This is a genomic window from Herbaspirillum sp. Her4, assembly GCF_057961335.1.
Window position 1 is genome coordinate 87,596 of sequence record NZ_CM176330.1, and the last position, 22,602, is coordinate 110,197.

Here is a 22,602-nt window from a genome sequence, read left to right on the forward strand (position 1 = left end):
ACTGGCTGGGGGCGGATCACTGTACCGGCAAGGTCGAAGCGACCGTACCGGTACGGAAAGACGCGGTGACTTGCGGTGTCAGTGAAGCAGCAAGCCACCCTTGCCGGGCAGGGCCGCTGATGCCGGTACAGCCACCGTAACAGTTGCGCGCGCGGCCACCGCTTGAGCTGCCGGTACGCCGGCGACGGCAGTACCGCCGAGCCGGAACACGCTGACTGCTTCCGACAGGCGCGCCGCCTGTTCCTGCATGGACTGTGCGGCGGCTGCGGCCTGTTCCACCAACGCGGCGTTCTGCTGCGTGGTTTCATCCATCTGCGTGATGGCGTTGTTGACCTCCTCGATGCCCTGGCTCTGCTCCTGCCCGGCTGCACTGATGTCGGTCACCACTTCGCTCACGCGCTGCACGCTCCTGACCACTTCGTCGATGGTCTGTCCGGCTTGTGCGACCAGGGCACTGCCGGTCCCCACCCGCGTGACCGAATCATCGATCAGGACCTTGATCTCCTTGGCTGCGGCCGCAGAACGCTGTGCCAGTGAACGCACTTCCGACGCCACCACGGCGAAGCCGCGTCCCTGCTCACCCGCGCGCGCCGCTTCCACTGCGGCGTTCAGGGCAAGGATGTTGGTCTGGAAGGCGATGCCATCGATCACGCTGATGATGTCGACGATCTTGCTGGAAGACTGATTGATGGAACTCATGGTATCGACCACCTGGCGCACCACCTCGCCCCCGCGCACCGCCACTTCGGAAGCGGAGTGCGCCAGTTCCTTGGCTTGCTGCGCACTGTCGGCATTGTGGCGCACGGTGGAGGTCAGCTGTTCCATGGCGGACGCCGTTTCTTCGAGCGCCCCGGCTTGCTGCTCGGTACGCGAGGAGAGATCGAGGTTGCCATGCGCGATTTCGCTGGAAGCGGTGGCAATGGTATCCGTGCTCAGGCGCACCTGGCCGACGATGCCCTGAAGGTTGTCATTCATCTGCCGCAGCGCCTGCATCAGCTGGCCGGTTTCATCCTGGCTGTGGACGTCGATCTGCTGGGTGAGATCACCGGCAGCCACGGCCTGGGCCACGGTGACCGCACGCTGCAGCGGACGCGAAATCGCCCGCACCAGCAGCACGCCCATCAGCAGCGCCACGAACAAACCCGCCGCCATGGCCACGCCCATCACCACCAGCAGGGTCTGGTAACGCTGCTGTGCCTGTTCGTGCAGCTCGCGCCCGACCGTGCGCTGCAGGTCCATCAGTTGCGCCAGCGTGGTATGGGCATCGGCGTAGAGCTTGAGCATGACGCCGCCATACAGTTCGATCGCACCCTGGAAGTCGCGATTGCGCAAGGCTTCGGCCGCCGGCTTGATGCCATCGGTGACGAACTTCTGGCGCTGGGGAATGAGCTTGTCCAGCAGCACGCGTTCATCGCTGGTGAGCTGGGTGTCCTGGTATTGCTTGACGATGGCGTCGTTGGCCTTGATGGCCTTCTCGATCCGGTCCATGTTGGCATCGATGTCGCCGGAGTCGCCGACGATGGAGGTGGAGATGCCATTGCGCGCCGCATCCAGCGCCGCCGACATGCGCTCCAGCTGGGAGAAGGCGACCAGGCGGTCTTCATAGAGCGAGCGCATCTGCGCATTGGTCGAACGCAATCCGACCAGGCCCAATACGCCTGAGCCGACCAGCATCAGCGCCAGAAAGCCGATGACGAAAATCAGGCGTGCCCTGATGGTTAATTTGCTGAACATGTTCCTCCCGGACTTCACTTTTGTTTTCTCTACAACGGATTCATTGTGTGGACCCGTAGTCCTGATGCGTCCAGCGCGCGCCGATAAGGCCGCGTCGCTGCCACCCGGAAACACTAGCATTTCCCGTACCAGGGGAACAGGTCCGGGATGTGGGAAGTGAACATTTATTTTTGGCAGGCTGGAATGATGAGCAGATGTGCTGAAGTGTGCGGCGCGAGCCGCTGCGCATCGGCTGCCAGCGGCGCTCTCCGGCTATTTGCTGAGCAGGCGTTTTTCGGCGCGCAGGATGGCTTCGGAACTGCCGCGCAGCACCACGATGTCGCCGGCCATCAGTTCGGTGTCTTGCGGCGCTTCCAGCCGTTGCTTGCCGCGTCGCAGCATGGCGACTTCAGCACCACATTGGGCCGGCAGGTCGATGTCGGCCAAGGTATGGCCGATGGCGCTGGCACCGCCGATGAGGGTGACCGATTGCAGACGCACGTTCATGCCCACGCCATCGGCTTCTGCATCGGACATGCCGTGGAAGTAACCGCGCAGTGAAGCGTAACGTTCATCGCGCGCATCCTGCACGCGGTGCACCACGCGGCGCAGCGGCACGCCCAGCATCACCAGCGCATGCGAGGCCAGCATGAGGCTGCCTTCCAGCGCTTCCGGCACGACTTCGGTGGCACCGGCGGCCAGCAGCTTTTCCAGGTCGGCATCATCGTGGCTGCGCACGATCACCGGCAGCTCCGGTTCCAGCTCGTGGGCGTGATGCAAGACTTTCAATGCCGAGGGTGTGCTGGCATAGGTCACCACCAGCGCCGCCGCGCGGTGGATGCCGGCAGCCACCAGGCTCTCGCGCCGGGCCGCGTCACCGTAGGAAACATTGGCGCCCCCATTGCGGGCGTCCTGCACCAGTTCCGGATCCATCTCCAGGGCGTGGTAGGCGATCCCCTCCTCTTCCAGCAGGCGCGCCAGGCTCTGGCCGCTGCGGCCGAACCCGGCGATGATCACGTGCTTCTGCACACCCATGGTGCGGGTCGCCAGTTGCGTCAGGGCCAGCGATTGCAGCATCCATTCATTGGCCGACAGCTTCATGACGATGGCGTCGGACTGGGCCAGGATGAAGGGCGTGGCCAGCATCGACAGCACCATCGCGGCCAGGATCACCTGGATCAGCATGGGATCGACCAGCTTGAGGCCGCCGGCCTGGCTCAGCAGCACGAAGCCGAACTCGCCGGCCTGCGCCAAGCCCAGGCCCACGCGCAGCGCCACACCGGTGGTGGAGCCGAACAGGCGCGCCAGTCCGGCGATGAGGGCAAACTTGAGCAGGACCGGCCCGGTCAGCAGCAGCAACACCAGGAACCAGTGATCCACCAGCGTGCGCACATTGAGCAGCATGCCGATGGTGATGAAGAACAGGCCCAGCAGCACATCGCGGAAGGATTTGATGTCTTCTTCCACCTGATGCTTGAACTCGGTCTCGGAAATCAGCATGCCGGCGATGAAGGCCCCCAGCGCCAGCGACAGGCCGGCCTTCTCGGTGATCCAGGCCGCGCCCAAGGTGATCAGCAGCAGGTTCAGCATGAACAGCTCCTGCGAGCGCCGCTTGACCACGATGCGGAACCAGCCGCGCATGAGCTTGCTGCCGAAGAACAGCAGCAGCGCCAGCACCACCAGCGCCTTGCCCACTGCCCAGCCCAGCGTGACCATGATGTTGCCGGAATTGTTGGCCAGCGCCGGCACGACGATCAGCAGCGGCACCAGCGCCAGATCCTGGAACAGCAGCACGCCGAGGATGCGGCGACCGTGTTCGGTCTCCAGCTCCAGCCGCTCGGTAAGCAGCTTGGAAACGATCGCCGTGGACGACATGGTCAGCGCCCCGCCCAGCGCAAAGGCCGCCTGCCAGCTGACGTTGGCGAACTGCGGCAGCACCATGGCCGCGCCCCAGGCCACCAGCATGGTGGTGGCAATGGTCGCCGCCACCTGTGCCACGCCCAGGCCGAAGACAATATGGCGCATGGCCGAGAGCTTGGAGAGCGAAAACTCCAGACCGATGGAAAACATCAGGAACACCACGCCGAACTCGGCCAGCGCATGGGTGGTTTCATTGTCCTCGGCAAAAGCCAGGCCGTGCGGGCCGATGATGATGCCCACCACCAGGTAGCCCAGCATCGGCGGCAACTGCATCATGCGGAAGGCGACCACGCCAAGGACTGCGGCAGCCAGAAGGAAAAGGGTCAGTTCCAGTCCGGAAAACATTGCTGTTGGGGTTTCTTGTCAAAAGCCGCCGGGCTGCGGCGGGGTTCGATATGAATGAATTTGTAAAATTGGCAACGCACCAGCAAAAGGCAGTTCACCTGACCAGTGTGCAATATGAAGGAAAGCCTTGGGCGGCGAGGCGCGAAATCGCCTTGAAATTCATACGTGTGGCTCCACAACAGCAGAGTAATTCAGTGCGACCGTGAACCCTCCGCGCTTGCTGCAATGCCATGCCCCATCCCGGCAATGGCCGGAAATCCCCCGTGGCAGCGGTGCTGCGGCGCGATGCAACGCTGCATATCACGTCAAATCCGGCAGCATTCCCTTACATCTGGCAAGTTTTTTGCTTTGCTAATTCGTTTATACTTCGGTTATGAGTGTAACCGATGACAAAACCACGCCTGCATCTTTTTCGGCCGGGGCTGCCCGCCGTGCCATCGCACTGGCACGCCAGACCCTGCAGATCGAAGCCGATGCCATCCTGGCCCTGAAAGACCGCCTGCGCGACGACAGCGCCGACCCCCTGGCACTTGCCGTGCAGACCTTGCTGCAATGCGAGGGACGTGCGGTGGTCTCGGGGATCGGCAAGTCCGGCCATGTCGGCCGCAAGATCGCCGCCACCCTGGCCTCTACCGGCACCCCCTCGCTGTTCATGCATCCGGCCGAAGCCGCGCACGGCGACCTGGGCATGGTGACGGCGCGCGATGTCTTCATTGCCATTTCCAATTCCGGTGAAACGGCCGAGCTGCTGGCCATCGTGCCCATCGTCAAGCGCATGGGTGCGGTGATCATCGCCATGACCGGCAATGACCAGTCCACCCTGGCCAAGCTGTCCGCCGTCCACCTCAACGTGGGCGTGGCGCAGGAAGCCTGCACCCTCAACCTGGCCCCGACCGCCAGCACCACGGCCACGCTGGCCATGGGCGACGCGCTGGCGGTGTCGCTGCTGGATGCGCGCGGCTTCGTCGAGGAAGATTTTGCGCGCTCCCATCCCGGTGGTGCACTGGGCCGCCGCCTGCTGACCCACGTGCGCGACGTGATGCGCAGCGGCGAAGCCATTCCCGCCGTGCGCCCGGACGTGTCGCTGTCGGCAGCGCTGATGGAAATCACCCGCAAGGGCATGGCCATGACCGCCGTGGTGGATGAGCAATTCCGCCCGGTCGGCGTCTTCACCGACGGCGACCTGCGCCGCCTGCTGGAGCGTGGCCAGGACTTTTCCAAGTTTTACATCGCCGACGTCATGCATGCCAATCCGCAGACCGTCAACCAGGACCAGCTGGCCGTGGATGCCGTGCAATTGATGGAACAATTCCGCATCAACCAGCTGCTGGTTACCGATGCGGCCGGCGTGCTCACGGGCGCGCTGCACATCCACGATCTCACTCGCGCCAAGGTGATCTGATGAACGCGCCAGCCTTCGCCAGCACCCTGCCCGCTGCCGCGCTCGCCAAGGCGGCGGCGATCCGCCTGATGATCTTCGACGTGGATGGCGTGCTCACCGATGGCGGCCTGTTCTACGGCGAGGATGGCGAGGCCTTCAAGCGCTTCAACGCGCTCGATGGCCACGGCATCAAGATGATGCAGCAATACGGCACCGCTGCCGCCATCATCACCGCGCGCCAGTCGCCCTATGTGCTGCGCCGTGCGCGCGATCTCGGCATCGCCCATGTATTCCAGGGCATCCACGACAAGCGCCAGGCCTTCGAACAGCTGCTGCTGCAGGTGCAGTTGACGCCGCAGGATTGCGGCTACCTGGGCGACGACATCATCGACCTGCCGGTACTGACCCGCGTCGGATTCAAGGCCTGCGTGGCCAACGGCCATCGCGAGGTGAAGTCGCGCAGCGACTACGTGACCCAGGCCAGCGGCGGCCATGGTGCCGTGCGCGAGATCTGCGACCTGGTGCTGGCAGCACAAGGCAACTACGAGGCGGCCCTCGCGCCGTACCTGGCATGAGCGGGCGCAGCGGAGAACGCAACGCCGAGCGCATCCGCCTGGCGGTGATCCTGGTGATCCTGATCGCCGGCGCCCTGGGCAGCTTCTGGGTGATGCAGGCCATGCGGGCTGCGGGCGACCAGCAACCGGCGCAGCGCCCGCGCGGCAAACCCGACTACTACCTGGAAAACTTCAACTACGTGCGCATGGGCCCGACCGGTCTGCCGCGCTATGACGTTGCGGGAACGAAGATGGTGCACTACCCCACGGATGACTCCTTCGAGATCACCAAGCCGGTGGTGCACAACCTGGACCAGAACCAGGCACCGATGGAGCTCTACTCGGATACCGCGCGCGTCACCGACGACCAGACACAGATCCACATGTACGGCAACGCCAATGCCATCCGCGCGCCCTACAAGGGCCGCGAGCAGATGCACCTGGTCTCGGAATACCTGCTGCTGTTGCCTGACGATGAAATCGTCAAGACCGACAAGCCGGTGGCCATGACCATGGGCACCACGCGCCTGAACGGCGTGGGCATGGTGGCCAACAATGCGACCCAGGTGGTGCAGCTGTTCGGCAATGTCCGCGGCTATTACGAGCCCACTCCGAAGAAACGCTAAGCCGGATGACTCCGGGATAAAAACGCCAAGAACCGATCAGACAGGAACCCAATGAAACGCTCATTCTTACTGCCGATGCTGATGCTGGCTGCCGTGTGCGGCGTGGCCAACGCCGAGAAGGCGGACTCCACCAAGCCGACCAACATCGAGGCAGACCAGATGGTCTACGATGACGTGCGCCAGGTGAAGACCTTTACCGGCAACGTGGTCATGACCCGCGGCACGCTGATCATCAAGGCCGGCCGCGTGGTATTGACGACCGACCAGTACGGTTATGAAAATGCGGTGCTGTATGCGGCCCCGGGCGCGCTGGCCAACTTCCGCCAGAAGCGTGACGGCGGTCCCAACCTGTGGATCGAAGGCCAGGCCGAGCGCATCGAGTATTCGGAGCAGACCGAAATCTCCAAGCTGTTCCAGCGCGCGCACATCCAGCGCATGGACGGCGATCGCATCACCGATGAAGTCAACGGCGAATTCATCTCCTACGACAGCCGCGCCGAATTCTATTCCGTGAACAACACCGCCACCGGCGAGAGCAAGCCGGGCGCAGGCCGCATCACTGCGGTGATCCAGCCCAAGAATCCGCCGCCGGCAGGCAGCACCGCGCCGGCCACCCCGTCGGCCCAGCCCGCGGGCAAGAACAACGCCGCGCAGCCTGCAACGCGTCGCGACAGCGGAAAGGATCAGTAACGATGGCAGTCAGCTCGCTGGTCGTTCGCGGCCTGAAGAAAAGTTATGGCGCGCGCCAGGTAGTGCGCGATGTCTCGATGGAATTGCGCAGCGGCGAGGTGGTCGGCCTGCTCGGCCCCAATGGGGCCGGCAAGACCACCTCGTTCTACATGATCGTGGGACTGGTGCCTTCCGATGGTGGCGAGATCGACCTCGATGGCGCGTCCATTTCGCGCATGCCGATCCACAAGCGTGCCACCATGGGCTTGTCCTACCTGCCGCAGGAAGCCTCGGTATTCCGCAAGCTGACGGTGGAAGACAATATCCGCGCCGTGCTGGAACTGCGCCGGGAAGAGGGCAAGCCGCTCTCGCGCGATGAAATCGAAGGCCGCCTCAACAACCTGCTGCACGAATTGCAGATCGAGAAGCTGCGCGAAAGCCAGGCGCTGTCGCTCTCGGGCGGTGAACGCCGGCGCGTCGAGATCGCCCGCGCACTGGCCACCGATCCGCGCTTCGTGCTGCTGGATGAACCGTTCGCCGGTATCGACCCGATTGCCGTGATCGAGATTCAGCGCATCGTGCGCTTCCTGAAGGAACGCGGCATCGGCGTGCTGATCACCGACCACAACGTGCGCGAAACGCTGGGCATCTGTGATCGCGCCTACATCATCAACCAGGGCACGGTGCTGGCCAGCGGCAATCCGGAAGAGATCATCGCCAACGAGTCGGTGCGCCGCGTGTATCTGGGCGAGCATTTCCGCATGTAAGCGGTGCAGTCGGCTTGCCCGATACGCTTGAAGAAATACAGAGTGCGCATCACGTAATACGCAATACGCAACGACCGGCAGAGCAACCAGCGGGCCACGCCGCTTTCAGAAAGACAGATGAAACAGTCGCTCCAGTTACGTACCTCGCAGCACCTCGCATTGACGCCGCAACTGCAGCAGTCGATCAGACTGTTGCAACTGTCGACGCTGGAACTGCACCAGGAACTGGAACAGATCCTCTCCGACAATCCCCTGCTGGAACGCCTCGACGACGCGCTCGACAATTCGGTACGTCTGCTGGCCGATGGCGCGGTCTCCAGTTCGCCCTCCAGCGGCGTTGCCGAAACCAGTCACGAAGGCAGCGGCGAAGCGGCCCCGGCCGCCAGCGATGGCGATTCCAGCTTCGACTACCAGGACAACGCGCCGGAAGCCGGTGTCACGGGGGATGCCGACTGGAGCTTCGACGACGTCGCGCGCAGCGGCAAGTCGCCAGACGATGACGATGCCCGTCCACAACTCGAAGCGCACGAACTGACCCTGCGCGAACACCTGCTGGAACAGATCCGCGTGACCGCACGCACCCTGCGTGATCGTGCGCTGCTGGAACTGCTCACCGATGCGCTCGACGAGAGCGGCTATCTGGAAGAGCCGCTGGAAGACATCCACGCGCGCCTGCCCGAAGAGCTGGGCATCGACATGGAAGAGCTGTCGATTTCGCTCAAGCTGCTGCAGAGCCTGGACCCGGCGGGTGTCGGTGCGCGCAGTGCCGGCGAATGCCTGGCCCTGCAGATCCGCCGCCTGCCCAAGATTCCCTTCGTGACGCGCAAGCTGGCCTTGAGGATCGTGGAGGATTACCTGCCGCTGTTTGCACAACGCGATTTCAACAAGATCAAGAAGGCACTGGATTGCGATGACGAAGACCTGCGTGAAGCGCAGGCCGTGATCCGCCAGTGCCGTCCGCATCCGGGTGCGGAATTCGCGCGTGATGCCTCGGACTATGTGGTGCCGGACGTGATTGTCAAGCAGACAAAGAACGGCTGGCAGGTCATGCTCAACCATGAGGTCATGCCCAAGCTGCGCGTCAATGCGATGTATGCCAGTGCATTGAAGCAAGCCAAGGGAGAAGGTTCGCTGTCGTCGCAGTTGCAGGAAGCCAAGTGGCTCATCAAGAACATGCGGCAACGTTTCGATACAATTTTGCGCGTCGCGCAGGCTATTGTGGAACGTCAAAGAAACTTCTTTTCACATGGGGCAGTCGCCATGCGCCCCCTTGTGCTGCGTGAAATTGCTGATACACTGGGTCTACACGAGAGCACCATCTCTCGCGTGACGACTCAGAAATACATGCTCACTCCGCATGGAATGTTTGAGTTGAAATACTTCTTCGGTAGCCATGTCGCGACTGAAACCGGAGGTGAAGCATCCTCCACCGCGATACGGGCGCTGATCAAACAGTTGATAGGAGCCGAGAACCCGCAGACCCCATTATCCGATAGCAAGATTGCGGATATGCTGGCAGAACAAGGCATGGTGGTCGCGCGACGCACAGTCGCCAAATACCGCGAAGTGTTGAAGATTCCGCCGGTCAATCTCCGCAAGTCCCTCTGAGTTTTTCCTCAGTTTTTCTGCAGTACCGTTGCTGTGTTCAGGCAAGCATCCGACTGATGCCCGCGCCATCCGACACGAAGACCGTGCCCGTGGTACAGCTGCAGCAGGATCGATTGCACGAACCTCCAGTGACTTCACGATAGGAGTCTTGTATGAATCTGACCATCAGTGGACACCACCTCGAACTGACCCCCGCCATCCGGGAATACGTGCAAAGCAAGCTCTCGCGTATCAAGCGCCATTTCGACAACGTGATCGACGTCAGCGTGATCCTGAGCGTAGATAAACTCACAGAAAAGGAAAAGCGCCAAAAAGCGGAAATCAACGTCCACATCAAGGGGAAGGATCTACATGCGGAAAGCATCGCACACGACCTCTACGCTGCCATTGACACGCTGATCGACAAGCTCGATCGCCAGGTCATCAAGCACAAGGACAAGTTGCAGGAGCATCACTCCATGGCCAAGCGCCTGCCGGACGAAACGCCGGAGGATGCGGTGGCCGGAGCGGCATAAGCCAGGACACCCTCGGCAAGCCACCTCGCAGCCGCAAGGCTGCTGAGAAAGCCAGCCGAATTTCATGAGGAAGGGGCGCGCAAGCGCCCTTTTTCATTTGCGGCCGCCGAACTGGCCAAGCCTGTGGAAAAGATATAAATCATTGCGTAAAGCAACTTTTCCACCGCCGCTGCTGACGATGATGCAAGGGACGGCTTGAATGTCTTCACGGCACCCTCATCTTCGACACAAGAATTTGCATACGATATAAATCATTTCCTCGATGCAATTTTTTGCCCGTTCAGACAGGCCACCAGCATGCAGGCGATTTCAACGCGCCCGCCGGCTTTTCCCTATAATGTCGGGCAATCCCATTTTTAAAGGCACAGCCATGAGCGACGTCCAATCCTGGATCAAAGAAACCGTGACCCAAAACCCCGTGGTGCTGTTCATGAAGGGCACTGCACAGTTCCCCCAATGCGGCTTTTCCGGCAAGGCCATCCAGCTGCTGAAGGCCAGCGGTGCCGAGAACATCGTCACCGTCAACGTGCTGGAAAGCCCGGACGTGCGCCAGGGCATCAAGGAATACTCGAACTGGCCGACCATTCCTCAGCTGTACGTGAAGGGTGAATTCGTCGGCGGCTCCGACATCATGACCGAGATGTACGAGTCCGGCGAACTGCAGACCCTGATCAAGGGCTGAGTTTTACTTGCCTGACTGACTCATGAGCAGTTCTTCCAGCCAGCCGCGCCAGCGCCTGATCGTTGCGATCACCGGTGCCACCGGTGCCATCTATGGCGTGCGGCTGCTGGAGCATCTGCGCAAGCATGGCCAGGTGGAAACGCACCTGATGGTGTCCGAAGCGGGTGTACTCAACCTGCATCAGGAACTGGACATGCGGCGCAAGGATGTAGAAGCGCTGGCCGATGTGGTGCACAACGTGCGCGATGTCGGCGCCTGCATCGCCAGCGGCTCCTTCGCCTCCACCGGCATGGTGGTGGCGCCCTGTTCGATGAAGACCCTGGCCGCCGTGGCGCATGGTCTGTCCGACAACCTCATCACCCGCGCAGCGGATGTGGTGCTCAAGGAACGCCGCCGGCTGGTGCTGATGGTGCGTGAGACCCCGTTCAATCTGGCCCATCTGCGCAACATGACATCCGTCACCGAAATGGGCGGCGTGATCTTCCCGCCCCTGCCCGGCTTCTACCAGCGCCCTGCTTCCATGGAAGAGATGGTGGACCACACGCTGGGACGCGTGCTGGACATGTTCGGGATTTCAATGCAGTTGACGCCGGAGTGGAAGGGCATGAAGGGCGGGACTGAGTGATGCGTTAACCCTTATCACGTTCGGGCAAAGAAAATTGGCCGCAGCTCATCACTGCGGCCATTTCTTCATCTGGCGAATATAAACCGGCTCACCCCCGCCCGATATACGGCATCTTGGTCGCCATCACCGTCATGAACTGCACATTGGCCTCCAGCGGCAGGCTGTCCATGTAGAGGATGGCACGGGCCACGTGTTCGGCATCCATGGTCGGTTCGACCTTGGTCGAGCCATCAGCCTGGAGCGTGCCCTTCTTCATGAGCGTAGTCATGTCGGTGGAGGCATTGCCGATATCGATCTGCCCGCAGGCGATGTCATAGGCGCGGCCATCCAGCGAGGTGGCCTTGGTCAGCCCCGTAATGGCATGCTTGGTGGCGGTATAGGAGGCCGAGAACGGGCGCGGTGCATGCGCCGAGATCGAGCCGTTGTTGATGATGCGCCCGCCGCGCGGCGACTGATCCTTCATGATGCGGAAGGCTTCCTGAGTGCAGAGAAAAACGCCGGTCAGGTTGATGTCCACCGCCGCCTTCCACTGCTCCACGCTCAGTTCTTCCAGCGACACCGGCGGCGCAAAGATGCCGGCATTGTTGAAGAGCAGGTCCAGCCGTCCGAAACGCTCGCGGGTCCTGGCGAAGAGCTGCTTCACCGAGGCCGGATCGGTCACGTCGGCCGCCACCACCAGCGCGTTGGCACCATGTTCGCCGGCCAGCTTGACGGTTTCTTCAAGCGCATCCTGGCGGCGTCCGGCCAGGGCGACGCCATAGCCTTCGCGCAGCAGCGCGAGCGTGATCTGCCGGCCAATGCCGGAACCTGCGCCGGTCACCAGCGCGATACGTTTGGGTGCAGCCATCGTGTGTACTCCTCACTCACTGTAGTTCATGGACGATGCGCATCACGGAGCCATAAAAAAACCGCCCGTGATGCACGGGCGGTTTCACTATAACAAACACGGCGTCGGGCCAGATGAGAGATTTTCAATCCGGCTGGCCGCCGTTCATGTATCGCTCCACTTCATACTGAGGACGACAAGGGCTTGTTCGTATCGATACCCAATGTACGCGCTGCTTCTTCAAGCCGCGCACGTTCATCGACCCATACTTCACACAAGGCCGTATAGGCAATCCAGCGCGCATCGATCTCGAAGAAGTCCCGCAAATTCACCCGCGTATCACTGCGGCCAAACCCGTCCGTCCCCAGCGTCACATAAGGTGCCGGCACGAAGGCGCGAATGCTCTCGGGCAAGGTACGGATGTAATCGCTGACCGCAATCACGGGCGCCACACTGCCCTGCAATTGCGCTGTGACATAGGGCTGGCCATCGCTGCCCGACAAGCGCTGTGCGCGTTGTGCCGCCACGCCATCCCGCGCCAGTTCGGTATAGCTGGTCACGCTCCACACCTCGGCCTCGATCTGCCAGTGCTGCTGCAGCAGCGCAGCCGCCGCCACGGCTTCCTTGAGGATGGGGCCGGAACCCAGCAGCCGCACTGGCGCCCCGGGCTTGCGGCCGAGACAGTACATGCCGCGCAGGATGCCCTCCTGCACGCCGTCCGGAAGACTGGGCTGGGCCTCGTTCTCGTTGGTGACGGTGATGTAGTAGAAGACGTCATCGCCGCGTTCCATCATGCGCCGCATACCCTCATCCAGGATCACCGCCAGCTCATAGGCATAGGCCGGATCATAGGACACACAGTTGGGAATCGATGCGGCCGTCACCAGACTGTTGCCGTCCTGGTGCTGCAGTCCTTCGCCGCCCAAGGTCGTGCGGCCGGAGGTGGCACCGATCAGGAAGCCGCGCGCACGCTGGTCCGCCGCCGCCCAGATCAGGTCGCCGATGCGCTGGAAACCGAACATCGAGTAGTAGATGTAGAACGGCAGCATCGGCGTGCCATGCACCGAATACGCGGTGGCCGCTGCCGTCCACGAGGAAATCGCCCCCGCCTCGGTGATGCCCTCTTCCAGAATCTGGCCATCCTTGGCCTCGCGATAGTAGAGAATGGAACCGATATCCTCCGGCTCATACAACTGCCCCTGCGAAGAATAGATGCCGACCTGGCGGAACAGGTTGGCCATGCCGAAGGTGCGCGCCTCATCGGCCACGATGGGCACCACATACTGGCCGAAGTCCTTGTCCTTCAACAGGTTGCCGAGCTGGCGTACCAGCGCCATGGTGGACGACATTTCCTTGCCGTCGGCTTCCAGCGCGAACTTGCTGTGCGCCTCCAGCGGCGGCACGGTACGCCGTGCATCGCCCGCATGGCGGCGCGGCAGGTAGCCGCCCAGTGCGGCACGGCGTGCATGCAGGTGCTTCATCTCCGGGCTGTCATCGGCCGGCTTGTAGAAAGCCAGCTCACGGCATTGCTCATCGCTCAGCGGCAGCTTGAAGCGGTCACGGAATTGCATCAGACTCTCTTCATCGAGCTTCTTCTGCTGGTGCGTGGTCATCTTGCCCTCGCCCGCCGCGCCCATGCCGTACCCCTTCTTGGTCTGCGCCAGAATCACCGTGGGCTGGCCGCGATGACTGGCCGCTGCCTGATAGGCCGAGAAGATCTTCTTCATGTCATGGCCGCCACGGCGCAGGCGATTGATTTCCTCATCGGTGAGGGTGGCGCCGATGGCACGCGTGCCCGGGGTCTGGCCGAAGAAATGCTGGCGATTGAACGCGCCATCATTGGCGGCGAAGGTCTGCAATTGCCCGTCCACCGTGCGGTTCAGGGCATCGACCAGTTCACCGTCCTTGTCGCGCGCAAACAGGCCATCCCAGTCCGAGCCCCACAGCAGTTTGATGACGTTCCAGCCGGCACCGGCAAACAGCGTTTCCAGTTCATCGACGATGTGGCCATTGCCGCGCACCGGACCATCGAGCCGCTGCAGGTTGCAGTTGACCACAAAGATCAGATTGTCCAGCTTCTCGCGCGAGGCCAGCGAGAGTGCGGCCAGTGACTCGGGCTCATCCATCTCGCCATCGCCGAACACGCCCCACACCTTGCGTCCCTGATCCTGCAGCAGGCCGCGATGCTCCATGTAGCGCAGGAAGCGCGCCTGGTAGATGGCATTGATGGGACCGATGCCCATGGAGCCGGTAGGGAATTGCCAGAAATGCGGCATCAGCCAGGGATGCGGATAGGACGACAGTCCCTGCCGTCCCACGCGCTTGGCCTCGATCTCGCGGCGATAGTAGGCCAGGTCTTCCTCGCTCAATGCACCTTCGAGAAATGCGCGCGCATAAATGCCGGGTGCGGAGTGTGGCTGGAAGTAGACGACGTCGCCCGCGAACTGCGCATCGCGCGCACGGAAGAAGTGATTGAAACCGACTTCGAACAGGTCCGCCGCCGAGGCAAAGCTGGCGATGTGTCCGCCCAGCTCGCCGTAGGCGCGGTTGGCGCGTACCACCATGGCCAGCGCATTCCAGCGCATGATGCTGGCGATGCGTTCCTCGATGGCCTGCGCGTCCGACCCACCGGGAAAAGGCGGTTCCTGTTCAGGCCGGATGGTGTTGACGTAGGGCGTATTGCGCGCATCGCGCCAGTTCACGCCCCATTGCTGGGCCGCCGCCGACAGCCGCGAGAGCAGGAAGCGCGCGCGTTCCGGGCCGGCTTCGGCCAGCACGCTCTGCAGCGCTTGCAGCCACTCCTGGGTTTCCTGGGCATCGAGGTCGATATCCTGCGGGATATCGCTGTCACTGGGGCGGGACATGTCCACTTCCTGTTCTCCTGTCTGGGCGCGCCGGGTCGCTCGCCTGCAGTCAGCACAAAACATGCCGGCACTGCAATCGCTGCTATGCAAAGAGACAAAAAGCCGGTAAAACACAGGCCGCGCCATCCGTCTCCCCGCGCCCGACGCCTTTTCGGTCTTGTTGTCGTTGAGGGCCAGCTGTGTGATGGAACCACCGGCTTACGATACGCCGGATGCCCCGGCATGAGTCACTTAAAATTGGAAGTTGCCGTACAATATTCAGCATCCAGTGCTGCGAAACTGAAACTGACAGAATTAAATTTCGATAATGGAACTCGACACCACCGATTTGCGCATCCTGAACATCCTGCAGGAGAACAGTTCGATCAGCAATCTGGAGCTGGCCAGCCGCATCAACCTCTCGCCCTCGCCGACCCTGGCCCGGGTGAAGCGCCTGGAAACCGAAGGCATCATCTCGCGCTATGTGGCGCTGGCCGATCCGCACCTGCTGGGCTTGAAGGTGAACGTGTTCGTCAAGGTGATCCTGGAGCGCCAGGGTGCCGAAGCACTGGCCCAGTTCGAAACGGCCGTGAGTGCCTTCGATGAAGTCATGGAAGTCTACCTGATGACCGGCGACGAGGATTACCTGCTGCGCATCGTGGTGCCGGACCTGCTGACGCTGGAGCACTTCATCGTCGACCACCTGACCAAGATCCCCGGCATCAAGAACATCCGCTCCAGCTTTGCGCTCAAGCAGATCAAGTACAAGACCGCCCTGCCCACGCCCAAGATCAAGACGCGGCGCTGAGCTGAAAGCAAAATCGCGCCTGCGCTGCCATGGCGGAAAAAAGGGCCTTCCGGCCCTTTGTTTGTTTTTACGCCAAGCTGCTGCACGCAGTTCAGTGTGAGCGCCCGCCTTGCGGAGAGCCATCTTCCTGGCGCCGCTGCGGATGCCCGGGCAGACCGGCCAGCGCATCGCGCATCACGTCTGCGGACAACGGTGCCGCGGCCTCGCTGACATCGCACCAGCGCTCCACCATCTCCACCACACACTGCGCATAGTGTTCGCCATCGACCGGCTTGGGCAGGTATTCGGTCGCGCCGGCGGCCAGCGCCTCGCGCTCGCCCTCGGTTTCGTAGGAAGGGAAGACCACCACCGGCGCATCAGCCAGATGCTTGCTGGCACGCAACTCGCGCAGCAGCTGCAGGCCCTCGCCGCATTCCATGTCGGACTCCAGCAGGATCAGGCTGGGTGCAATGTCATCGCCCTGGCGGCGTCCCTGCAGCAGGCAGCGGCGCGCCGTGGCCAGGTCAGGACACGCACGGAAGGCGCAATGCAAGCCGGCACGCCACAAGGCGAAGCGCGCCAGTTCAGCGGCCTCCTGGCTGGGGTCGATCATGATGATGCTGGGAAAGCTCATGCTGTGGGGGACAGTCCTGTAAGAAGTGCACAAGCCACGGGATGGCTACAGCAAACGTTTTACAGGAGTGATGACCACTGCGGCATCGGGAAATTCCTGACCGCCGCCAATCTGCTGGCTGACGCGCCGTCAGGATTTCCCCGATCGCCAGCCCCGCACAGGATGGCTACAGTGACAACCTCAATGATCCGCTCCACCCGGATCCGCCCATCTCCGCACCAAGGAAGCCCCCCGCCGATGCTGCCGTTTGCCAAAGTCCGAGTCCCTGTCCCCACTGCCTTGCTGGGCAAGGTCGAGCTGTATGTCAGCGGTTGCACGCGCCTGGTGACCCAGCGCGCCAATGCCATGCATGATTGGGCCAGCCTGCATGCGCATCCGCGCATGCTGCTGGATTGGTTTGCCACGGCGGGTTTTTCACCCGGTGGAGAGACTGCCGCGCTGACCCGCTTCGAACCCTGTGCGCAGCGCCTGGCCCGCCTGGATCAGCTCAAGCATCGGCTACCACCGCCACTGGCCGTGCCCCGCTTCTGGCAGCTCGACGGCAACAACTATGGCTTCGATGCCAACCCGCACCTGTCCTATTGGCTCGCTGTGAACGAAGCTTCCTTCGTCCCGCTGCTGGTGCCCACGCACCAGATGGCGCACTTCTCGCGCGCCCTGTTGGCGTGAAGTTTCTTCCCTTTCCTTTAACGCCCCTATTTCAGGGGCAGGTAGATATCGGTCAGCAGCTCGCCTGGCGGCGTATCGGGCAGCAGGTTGAGGTAGTGGAAGTAAAGCGGGAAATCCCGCAGCTCCTCCCCGCTCTCCGGCAACCACTGGCGATACAGCGGATAGATGCTCTCGCCCAGCCGGTCATGCGCGCCTGCATGCCTTATGCGGGCGCAGCGCCCGCCGGGAATCAGGAAGGCTTCCACGCCTTGCGGATTGTCCGGCACGTCCCCTTCCACCTCGCCGCAGATGCCGAACCGGAATTGCTCCGGGGGTGTGGTATCGGGATTGTCCCAGGCCAGACCGAAGGTACGGCAGCGCTCCACCGGTGACAGGCCCGTGGCCTTGCGCCAGTCGATGAACTGCCCGACGGTGCCATTGAGCTGATTGACGGGACCGCGATGCGTAAGCATGGCGATGCGGATGGATTCGACGTTGACGATCTCGGCTTGCACGTCCACTTTCCTTTCAGGGATGCGGAACACGAAACGCTCGTTCCAGGAGGGCCAGTCGGGTGTGCGCCGGAACTGCGAGGGCGACTGGCCGAAGGCACTCCTGAAAGCGCGCGTAAACGATTCCGGATTTTCGAAACCGGCTTCGAGGGCGATGTCGATGATGCGCCGCTGCGGCTGGAAGGCCAGTTGCAGGCTGGCATGCTTCAGGCGCATCAGCAGGATGTAACGCGCCACCCCGACGCCGGTGAAATCGGCAAATTGCCGCTGGAAATGGAACCGCGAAAAATGCGCGACGGCCGCCAGCTGCTCCATCTCCAAGGGCGTATGGAGATGCGCCTCGATATGGTCGAGCACGCGCTCGAATCGGGCTTGATAGCGGGCCTGGCTGCTGGTTTTGCGGTCGTCGTTCATCGGTTCCTCGGTTCACGGGACGTACTGTGCAAGAAAGCGCGCCACAAATCCTGACCGAAATTGCGCATCGTCATCAGAACCTCTGGCAGTCTCGATGGCCGTCATGTTAAAACACGGGCTTCGTCGCGTTCCGCCTTTTTATCCGATGCCTTCCGCTCTCCTCTTGATGCTGGCGATCTGCAGCGTCTGGTTGCCCGCCCTGCCCTTGCCTGCTGGCCGATCCCTCGCGCCCTGGCTGCCGCTGCTGGTGCTGGCCCTCGCGCTGGGACTGCATGACGGCCAGCTCGATGCCATCGCCGTCGCGGGCATCGTCCTGTTGGGGTTCGCTGCCCGGGGCACGACCCATGCGCCACACGCATGGCAACGCCGCAGTCTGCTGGCGTTCACGCTGTTGCTCGCGCTGCTGCTGGCCTTGCATCGCTGGCCCGGCTTCCACAACGTGCTGGTGATCCCGTCAGCGGCCATCACTGCGGAGGCGCGGCCCTTCATGCTGTTCGCCAATCTCGACAAAGGGAGTGCCGGACTGCTGTTGCTGGCGCTGCTGGCCCCCCGCTGCCATGCGTGGCGGGAATGGCGCGAGACCATCGCCAGGACGCTGCTGCCGGGCCTCGCGACGATCGTGCTGGTGATGGGCGTGGGCTGGTTGACAGGTCTGGTCAAGCCGGCACTGAAGTGGCCTGGCTTCACGATGGAGTTCCTGGCCATCAACCTGCTGTTGACCGTGGTGGCCGAGGAAGCCTTTTTCCGTGGCGTGATCCAGCAGCGTCTGCAATCCGCCTTGCAGGGGATGCGTAGCGGTAACGGACTGGCGCTGACGGCGTCGGCACTGCTCTTCGGTGCCGCGCATCTCGGGGGCGGCATGACCTATGCGGCGATTGCCGGGCTGGCCGGCCTCGGCTATGCGTGGGTGTTCCAGCGCAGCGGACGGATCGAGGCACCGATCCTGCTGCATTTCACGCTCAATGCGGTGCACTTCCTCGCGTTCACCTATCCGGCGCTGGCCTGAGTCGCGCTCGCCTCACGGCGCGATCCACTGCCCCTGCCATTGATCCTGCCCGCGCGCGAAGCGGGCGCGGCGATGCTGGTCCGGCGTCAGGTCCAGCCATTCGATGCGCTCCAGCCGCACTTCCACCAGCGCAAAATTCTCGACACCATCGCTGCTGACGTGCGGCTGCACGTGAGCGTCTTCCGGTTGCGCAACAGGCGTGCCGGGGGCATGCGGTGTCTTGTACAGGATCAGCGTGTGTGGCCGGGCCCCCGTCCACATGGCGCGCACGCGGGCCGCATCCTGCACCACCTGAGCCACGCCGTTGACGCGCAGTTGCAGATGGCGCTCGAGGTCCACCGCCAGCATGGCCACCCGCCCGTCGGCCCGAATCTCGGCCAGTTTGGGAGAGCGCAGATCGGTGTGAAAGCACAGCGACCCGGCAGTCGCATCGGCCTCGCGCAGGACAATGGAACGCAACTGGGGCGTGCCATCCAGGCCCAGCGTGGCCAGTTGCCAGATGGTAAACGGCGAGCGCGTCGGGCTGGCACCGCGACGCAGTTCGTCCCAGATCAGAGAGTGGAGTTCGGGCAAGTTCAGGTTGAAGTTCATGGCGCCATTGTAGGGCCTGGCGCATGCAATCGATTTCAGGGCAGCGCGAATCGCGCGTCAATCGCGGGACGACATGCTCATGTCAGGCCGGCGTCAGTGCATTGTCAGAGCGCTGTGCCACCATGATTCTGCACCCGCATCACCCATCGCAGTCCGGATCGCAGTCCATCGCAGCACGTCAGCCCCGCAGCACGGCGGGAACACACGGAGCCTCGCATGAAACTCTCCTGGTCGCCCAAACAGATTGCCCTGCCCGCACCTCTTGATGCCGGGCAAGTCCGGCTCCAATTCCACGCACGCTCCTTGCGCCTGCAAGCTCACGCTCGGACCTGGCTCATGCTGCTGGCCTGCGCCCTGCTGTCGGCGCTGGCGCGCGCACTGGGCATGGGCTATCCCGGCAACATCGTCGCTACCTGGGCCGGTGGCTGTTGCTATGCCCGGGCCGCGCTCTACCTTGTGCGCGGTCATTGCCACCGCCTGCTTGCCCGCCGGCGCAATGAGGGGGCCGAAGCTGCCGATCTCACGCTCTCCCAATGACTACGCCCGCTTGCGCGGGCGTCATCGTTGCTTGCTGAGAACGGGTGGCGGTGAATCAGAATGCGCCGACGTAGTTCTCCGCCAGCGCCGTCGACAGCGCGCGCGAGTTGACCACGTTCTCCAGTTCGGCGCGCTGGATCTGGCGCTGGAAGGGCGAGGCATCGTCGAAGGTATGCAGCATGCTGGTCATCCACCACGAGAAATACTCGGCACGCCAGATGCGCTTCAGGGCTTGCTCGGTGTAGGACGCGAGACCTTCCTCGCTGGCACTTCGATAGAAATCCTCGATGCCCTGGGCCAGGCGTTTCACGTCACCCACCGCCAGGTTCAAACCCTTCGCGCCAGTGGGCGGCACGATGTGCGCGGCATCACCGGCCAGGAACAGGCGGCCATGCTGCATCGGCGTAGAGACGAAACTGCGCATGCCGATGATGCCCTTCTGGAAGATCTTGCCTTCCTTGACGCGCCAGCCGTCGCCGTTTTCCAGGCGGCTATGGAATTCATTCCAGATGCGGTCATCGCTCCAGTTGTCCACGCTGTCCTTGGGATCGCACTGGAAGTACATGCGCTGCACCGTTGGCGAACGGGTACTGATGAGCACGAAGCCGCGATCATGCTGGGCATAGATCAGTTCGTCCGAGGACGGCGGCGCTTCCACCAGCACGCCGAACCAGCCGAAGGGATAGATGCGCTGGTAATCCTGGCGGCGGCTTTCCGGAATGGCAGGACGCGAGACGCCATGGAAGCCGTCACAACCGGCGATGAAATCCGCCTCCAGCGTATGCTGCTCGCCCTCGTGCATGAAGCGCACGCGCGGCTTGCTGGTCTCGACGCCTTCGATGCTGGTGCCGCTCACACCGAACAGCAATTGCCCTTGCGCGGCCAGGCGTGCGGCCACCAGGTCCTTGATCACTTCGTGCTGGGCATAGACGGTGATGGCCTTGCCGGTCAGTTCGGTGAGGTCGATGCGATGGCGGCGGCCACCGAAGGCCAGCTCGATGCCGTGATGCAGCGCGCCTTCGCGCTTCATGCGCTCGCCCACGCCGGTCTCGTTGAGGATGTCCATGGTGCCTTGCTCCAGCACGCCGGCACGGATGGTGGATTCGATGTCTTCGCGGGTGCGGGTTTCCAGCACGACCGATTCGATGCCCTTCAGGTGCAGCAGGTGGGACAGCAACAAACCGGCCGGGCCGGCGCCGATGATGGCGACTTGGGTACGCATGATGGAGGTCTCCGTGTAAAGGTCAGGCACCGTTTTCGTTCCCGGCGCGCAATGGCGCGAGCCGAAGCGGGTGGCAGTTGATCTGTTCTTGTTCTTGGTGTGAGAAGAATCTTAGACGGTGGTGTTCTGATAAAAAATGGATGATCTCGCCAATTACTTGTACTATTTTTACAGAGCACAACCATGCCGCCCCCTCGCAACGCACAGGATGGAGACCCTATGCCCTTGCCCCGCAGCAAACCGCGCACCAGCGATGTACCGCAATTTTCCTTGTACGGCGAGGCTTCCCGGCCGGAAGATGCGGAGCCGGTGCACATCGAACTGATCGAGACGCGCAGCCGCGTGCATGACTGGCATATTGCACCGCACACCCATGCCGGACTTTTTCAGGTACTTTTTTTAATGTCCGGACACGTCAGTGCCTTGATGGAGGAAGAGGTCTGGGAAGTCGATGGTCCGGTGGTCATCACCATCCATCCATCCCTGGTACATGGTTTCGATTTCTCGGAACAGGCCGTGGGATTCGTGCTGACGGTGGATCCGCACGTGGTGTTTTCGGCCGGCGGCAGCGAGGGGCACGGCGAATTGTTTTCGCCCTTGTTCCTGCGCCCGATGGCCATCGAACTGGGGCGCGTACCGGAACTGCGCGAGCGCATGGAGACGCTGCTGCGTCTGTTGATTGCCGAATCGGCCGCGCCGCGCACCGGCCACACGCTGATGCTGGAATGGCTGGCGCGCAGCGTCATGCTCTTGCTGGTGCGGCTGGAAGCGGATCATCGCTCGGCGGAATTGTCCGGACGCGGCGACTTTGAATTGTTCAGCCGTTTTCGCGCACTGGTGGAGCAGCATTTCAAGGAGCAATGGCAGGTGGCGGTCTATGCCGACAAGCTGCGCATCACGCCCAGCCGCCTCAATCGCCTGTGCCTGAAGCTGGCCGGGCATTCGGCCTTCGACCTGGCGCAGCAGCGATTGATCCTGGAGGCTTGCCGCAAGCTGACCTATGTGCCCTCAGGCATTTCGACGATTGCCTATGAACTGGGCTTTCAAGACCCGGCGTATTTCAGCCGGCTCTTCAAGCGGCACATGGGGCTGACGCCCAAGGAATATCGGCGCACGCATGTGGAGGAATAAAACATCTGGGTCTGAGGAACCGCCAGCGCGCCTTCGATACGCGGCT

At 62.6% G+C, this 22,602-nt stretch carries 23 protein-coding genes; 14 read left to right on the plus strand and 9 right to left on the minus strand.

Features of this window, described 5'->3' with window-relative positions:
- Positions 1-78 precede the first annotated feature (78 nt).
- Together ACWFUC_RS00380 and ACWFUC_RS00385 are read right to left on the minus strand one after the other, a co-directional pair.
- The gene (locus tag ACWFUC_RS00380; RefSeq protein WP_121045789.1) at positions 79-1,734 is read right to left on the minus strand and encodes a methyl-accepting chemotaxis protein; all 1,656 of its coding nucleotides are present in this window, start codon (positions 1,732-1,734) and stop codon (positions 79-81) included.
- A 252-nt stretch (positions 1,735-1,986) separates the two neighbouring features.
- On the minus strand, positions 1,987-3,978 hold the full coding sequence (locus ACWFUC_RS00385; protein WP_039784052.1) for a monovalent cation:proton antiporter family protein: 1,992 nt from the start codon (positions 3,976-3,978) through the stop codon (positions 1,987-1,989).
- Between the two features lie 373 nt (positions 3,979-4,351).
- On the opposite strand from ACWFUC_RS00385, the gene ACWFUC_RS00390 reads away from it, so the two are divergent.
- The 7 genes from ACWFUC_RS00390 to hpf all read left to right on the plus strand — a co-directional run bounded on the left by ACWFUC_RS00390 (position 4,352) and on the right by hpf (position 10,098).
- On the plus strand, positions 4,352-5,380 hold the full coding sequence (locus tag ACWFUC_RS00390) for a KpsF/GutQ family sugar-phosphate isomerase (protein WP_121045787.1): 1,029 nt from the start codon (positions 4,352-4,354) through the stop codon (positions 5,378-5,380).
- Positions 5,380-5,934, plus strand: a complete 555-nt coding sequence (locus tag ACWFUC_RS00395) for a KdsC family phosphatase (RefSeq protein WP_489623800.1) — start codon at positions 5,380-5,382, stop codon at positions 5,932-5,934. The genes ACWFUC_RS00390 and ACWFUC_RS00395 overlap by 1 nt, the downstream gene beginning before the upstream one ends.
- Positions 5,931-6,539, plus strand: coding sequence for an LPS export ABC transporter periplasmic protein LptC (gene lptC, locus ACWFUC_RS00400; protein WP_034331443.1), 609 nt, complete (start codon positions 5,931-5,933; stop codon positions 6,537-6,539). The genes ACWFUC_RS00395 and lptC overlap by 4 nt, the downstream gene beginning before the upstream one ends.
- A 51-nt stretch (positions 6,540-6,590) precedes the next feature.
- Positions 6,591-7,229 carry a lipopolysaccharide transport periplasmic protein LptA gene (gene lptA / locus ACWFUC_RS00405; protein WP_034331445.1) on the plus strand — a complete coding sequence of 213 codons (639 nt, stop codon included), beginning with the start codon at positions 6,591-6,593 and terminating at the stop codon, positions 7,227-7,229.
- A gap of 2 nt (positions 7,230-7,231) precedes the next feature.
- Positions 7,232-7,975 carry an LPS export ABC transporter ATP-binding protein gene (lptB, locus tag ACWFUC_RS00410; protein WP_134223405.1) on the plus strand — a complete coding sequence of 248 codons (744 nt, stop codon included), beginning with the start codon at positions 7,232-7,234 and terminating at the stop codon, positions 7,973-7,975.
- A 117-nt stretch (positions 7,976-8,092) separates the two neighbouring features.
- Positions 8,093-9,583 (plus strand): RNA polymerase factor sigma-54, encoded by a 1,491-nt coding sequence (locus tag ACWFUC_RS00415; RefSeq protein WP_121045784.1) that lies wholly within the window; start codon positions 8,093-8,095, stop codon positions 9,581-9,583.
- 152 nt (positions 9,584-9,735) lie between these two features.
- The gene (gene hpf / locus ACWFUC_RS00420; RefSeq protein WP_034331451.1) at positions 9,736-10,098 is read left to right on the plus strand and encodes a ribosome hibernation-promoting factor, HPF/YfiA family; all 363 of its coding nucleotides are present in this window, start codon (positions 9,736-9,738) and stop codon (positions 10,096-10,098) included.
- Between the two features lie 62 nt (positions 10,099-10,160).
- Here hpf and ACWFUC_RS00425 read toward each other — a convergent pair whose 3' ends face one another.
- Complete coding sequence (locus tag ACWFUC_RS00425) at positions 10,161-10,307, minus strand: hypothetical protein (RefSeq protein ID WP_157845661.1); 147 nt, start codon at positions 10,305-10,307, stop codon at positions 10,161-10,163.
- Between the two features lie 161 nt (positions 10,308-10,468).
- Between ACWFUC_RS00425 and grxD the strand changes: the two genes are divergently transcribed.
- Positions 10,469-10,780, plus strand: coding sequence for a Grx4 family monothiol glutaredoxin (gene grxD, locus ACWFUC_RS00430; protein WP_039784040.1), 312 nt, complete (start codon positions 10,469-10,471; stop codon positions 10,778-10,780).
- A gap of 22 nt (positions 10,781-10,802) precedes the next feature.
- Positions 10,803-11,405 (plus strand): UbiX family flavin prenyltransferase, encoded by a 603-nt coding sequence (locus tag ACWFUC_RS00435; protein WP_034331455.1) that lies wholly within the window; start codon positions 10,803-10,805, stop codon positions 11,403-11,405.
- Between the two features lie 88 nt (positions 11,406-11,493).
- On the opposite strand, the gene ACWFUC_RS00440 is transcribed toward ACWFUC_RS00435, so the two are convergent.
- Entirely contained in the window at positions 11,494-12,252 is a 759-nt protein-coding gene (locus ACWFUC_RS00440; protein WP_121045782.1) for an SDR family oxidoreductase, read from the minus strand.
- 161 nt (positions 12,253-12,413) lie between these two features.
- A complete protein-coding gene (gene mdeB / locus ACWFUC_RS00445; protein ID WP_489623801.1) occupies positions 12,414-15,095 on the minus strand; it encodes an alpha-ketoglutarate dehydrogenase in 2,682 nt (893 codons plus the stop codon).
- A 307-nt stretch (positions 15,096-15,402) separates the two neighbouring features.
- Here mdeB and ACWFUC_RS00450 point away from each other — a divergent pair, with 307 nt between their 5' ends.
- Positions 15,403-15,882 carry an Lrp/AsnC family transcriptional regulator gene (locus ACWFUC_RS00450; protein WP_006461679.1) on the plus strand — a complete coding sequence of 160 codons (480 nt, stop codon included), beginning with the start codon at positions 15,403-15,405 and terminating at the stop codon, positions 15,880-15,882.
- Positions 15,883-15,973: 91 nt separating this feature from the next.
- Here ACWFUC_RS00450 and ACWFUC_RS00455 read toward each other — a convergent pair whose 3' ends face one another.
- Entirely contained in the window at positions 15,974-16,495 is a 522-nt protein-coding gene (locus ACWFUC_RS00455; RefSeq protein ID WP_039784031.1) for a response regulator, read from the minus strand.
- A gap of 237 nt (positions 16,496-16,732) precedes the next feature.
- On the opposite strand from ACWFUC_RS00455, the gene ACWFUC_RS00460 reads away from it, so the two are divergent.
- Positions 16,733-17,164 (plus strand): hypothetical protein, encoded by a 432-nt coding sequence (locus ACWFUC_RS00460; RefSeq protein WP_489623802.1) that lies wholly within the window; start codon positions 16,733-16,735, stop codon positions 17,162-17,164.
- A 26-nt stretch (positions 17,165-17,190) separates the two neighbouring features.
- On the opposite strand, the gene ACWFUC_RS00465 is transcribed toward ACWFUC_RS00460, so the two are convergent.
- Positions 17,191-18,069, minus strand: coding sequence for an AraC family transcriptional regulator (locus tag ACWFUC_RS00465; RefSeq protein ID WP_489623803.1), 879 nt, complete (start codon positions 18,067-18,069; stop codon positions 17,191-17,193).
- A 145-nt stretch (positions 18,070-18,214) separates the two neighbouring features.
- On the opposite strand from ACWFUC_RS00465, the gene ACWFUC_RS00470 reads away from it, so the two are divergent.
- Positions 18,215-19,075, plus strand: coding sequence for a CPBP family intramembrane glutamic endopeptidase (locus ACWFUC_RS00470; protein WP_489623804.1), 861 nt, complete (start codon positions 18,215-18,217; stop codon positions 19,073-19,075).
- A gap of 12 nt (positions 19,076-19,087) precedes the next feature.
- Here ACWFUC_RS00470 and ACWFUC_RS00475 read toward each other — a convergent pair whose 3' ends face one another.
- Positions 19,088-19,666: a pyridoxamine 5'-phosphate oxidase family protein gene (locus tag ACWFUC_RS00475; RefSeq protein ID WP_489623805.1), complete on the minus strand. Its 579-nt coding sequence runs from the start codon at positions 19,664-19,666 to the stop codon at positions 19,088-19,090.
- Positions 19,667-19,882: 216 nt separating this feature from the next.
- Between ACWFUC_RS00475 and ACWFUC_RS00480 the strand changes: the two genes are divergently transcribed.
- Positions 19,883-20,203 (plus strand): hypothetical protein, encoded by a 321-nt coding sequence (locus ACWFUC_RS00480; RefSeq protein ID WP_489623806.1) that lies wholly within the window; start codon positions 19,883-19,885, stop codon positions 20,201-20,203.
- Between the two features lie 55 nt (positions 20,204-20,258).
- Here ACWFUC_RS00480 and ACWFUC_RS00485 read toward each other — a convergent pair whose 3' ends face one another.
- A complete protein-coding gene (locus tag ACWFUC_RS00485; RefSeq protein ID WP_489623807.1) occupies positions 20,259-21,425 on the minus strand; it encodes a 4-hydroxybenzoate 3-monooxygenase in 1,167 nt (388 codons plus the stop codon).
- Between the two features lie 219 nt (positions 21,426-21,644).
- Here ACWFUC_RS00485 and ACWFUC_RS00490 point away from each other — a divergent pair, with 219 nt between their 5' ends.
- A complete protein-coding gene (locus tag ACWFUC_RS00490) occupies positions 21,645-22,556 on the plus strand; it encodes a helix-turn-helix domain-containing protein (protein ID WP_121045774.1) in 912 nt (303 codons plus the stop codon).
- The last annotated feature ends 46 nt before the right edge of the window (positions 22,557-22,602 follow it).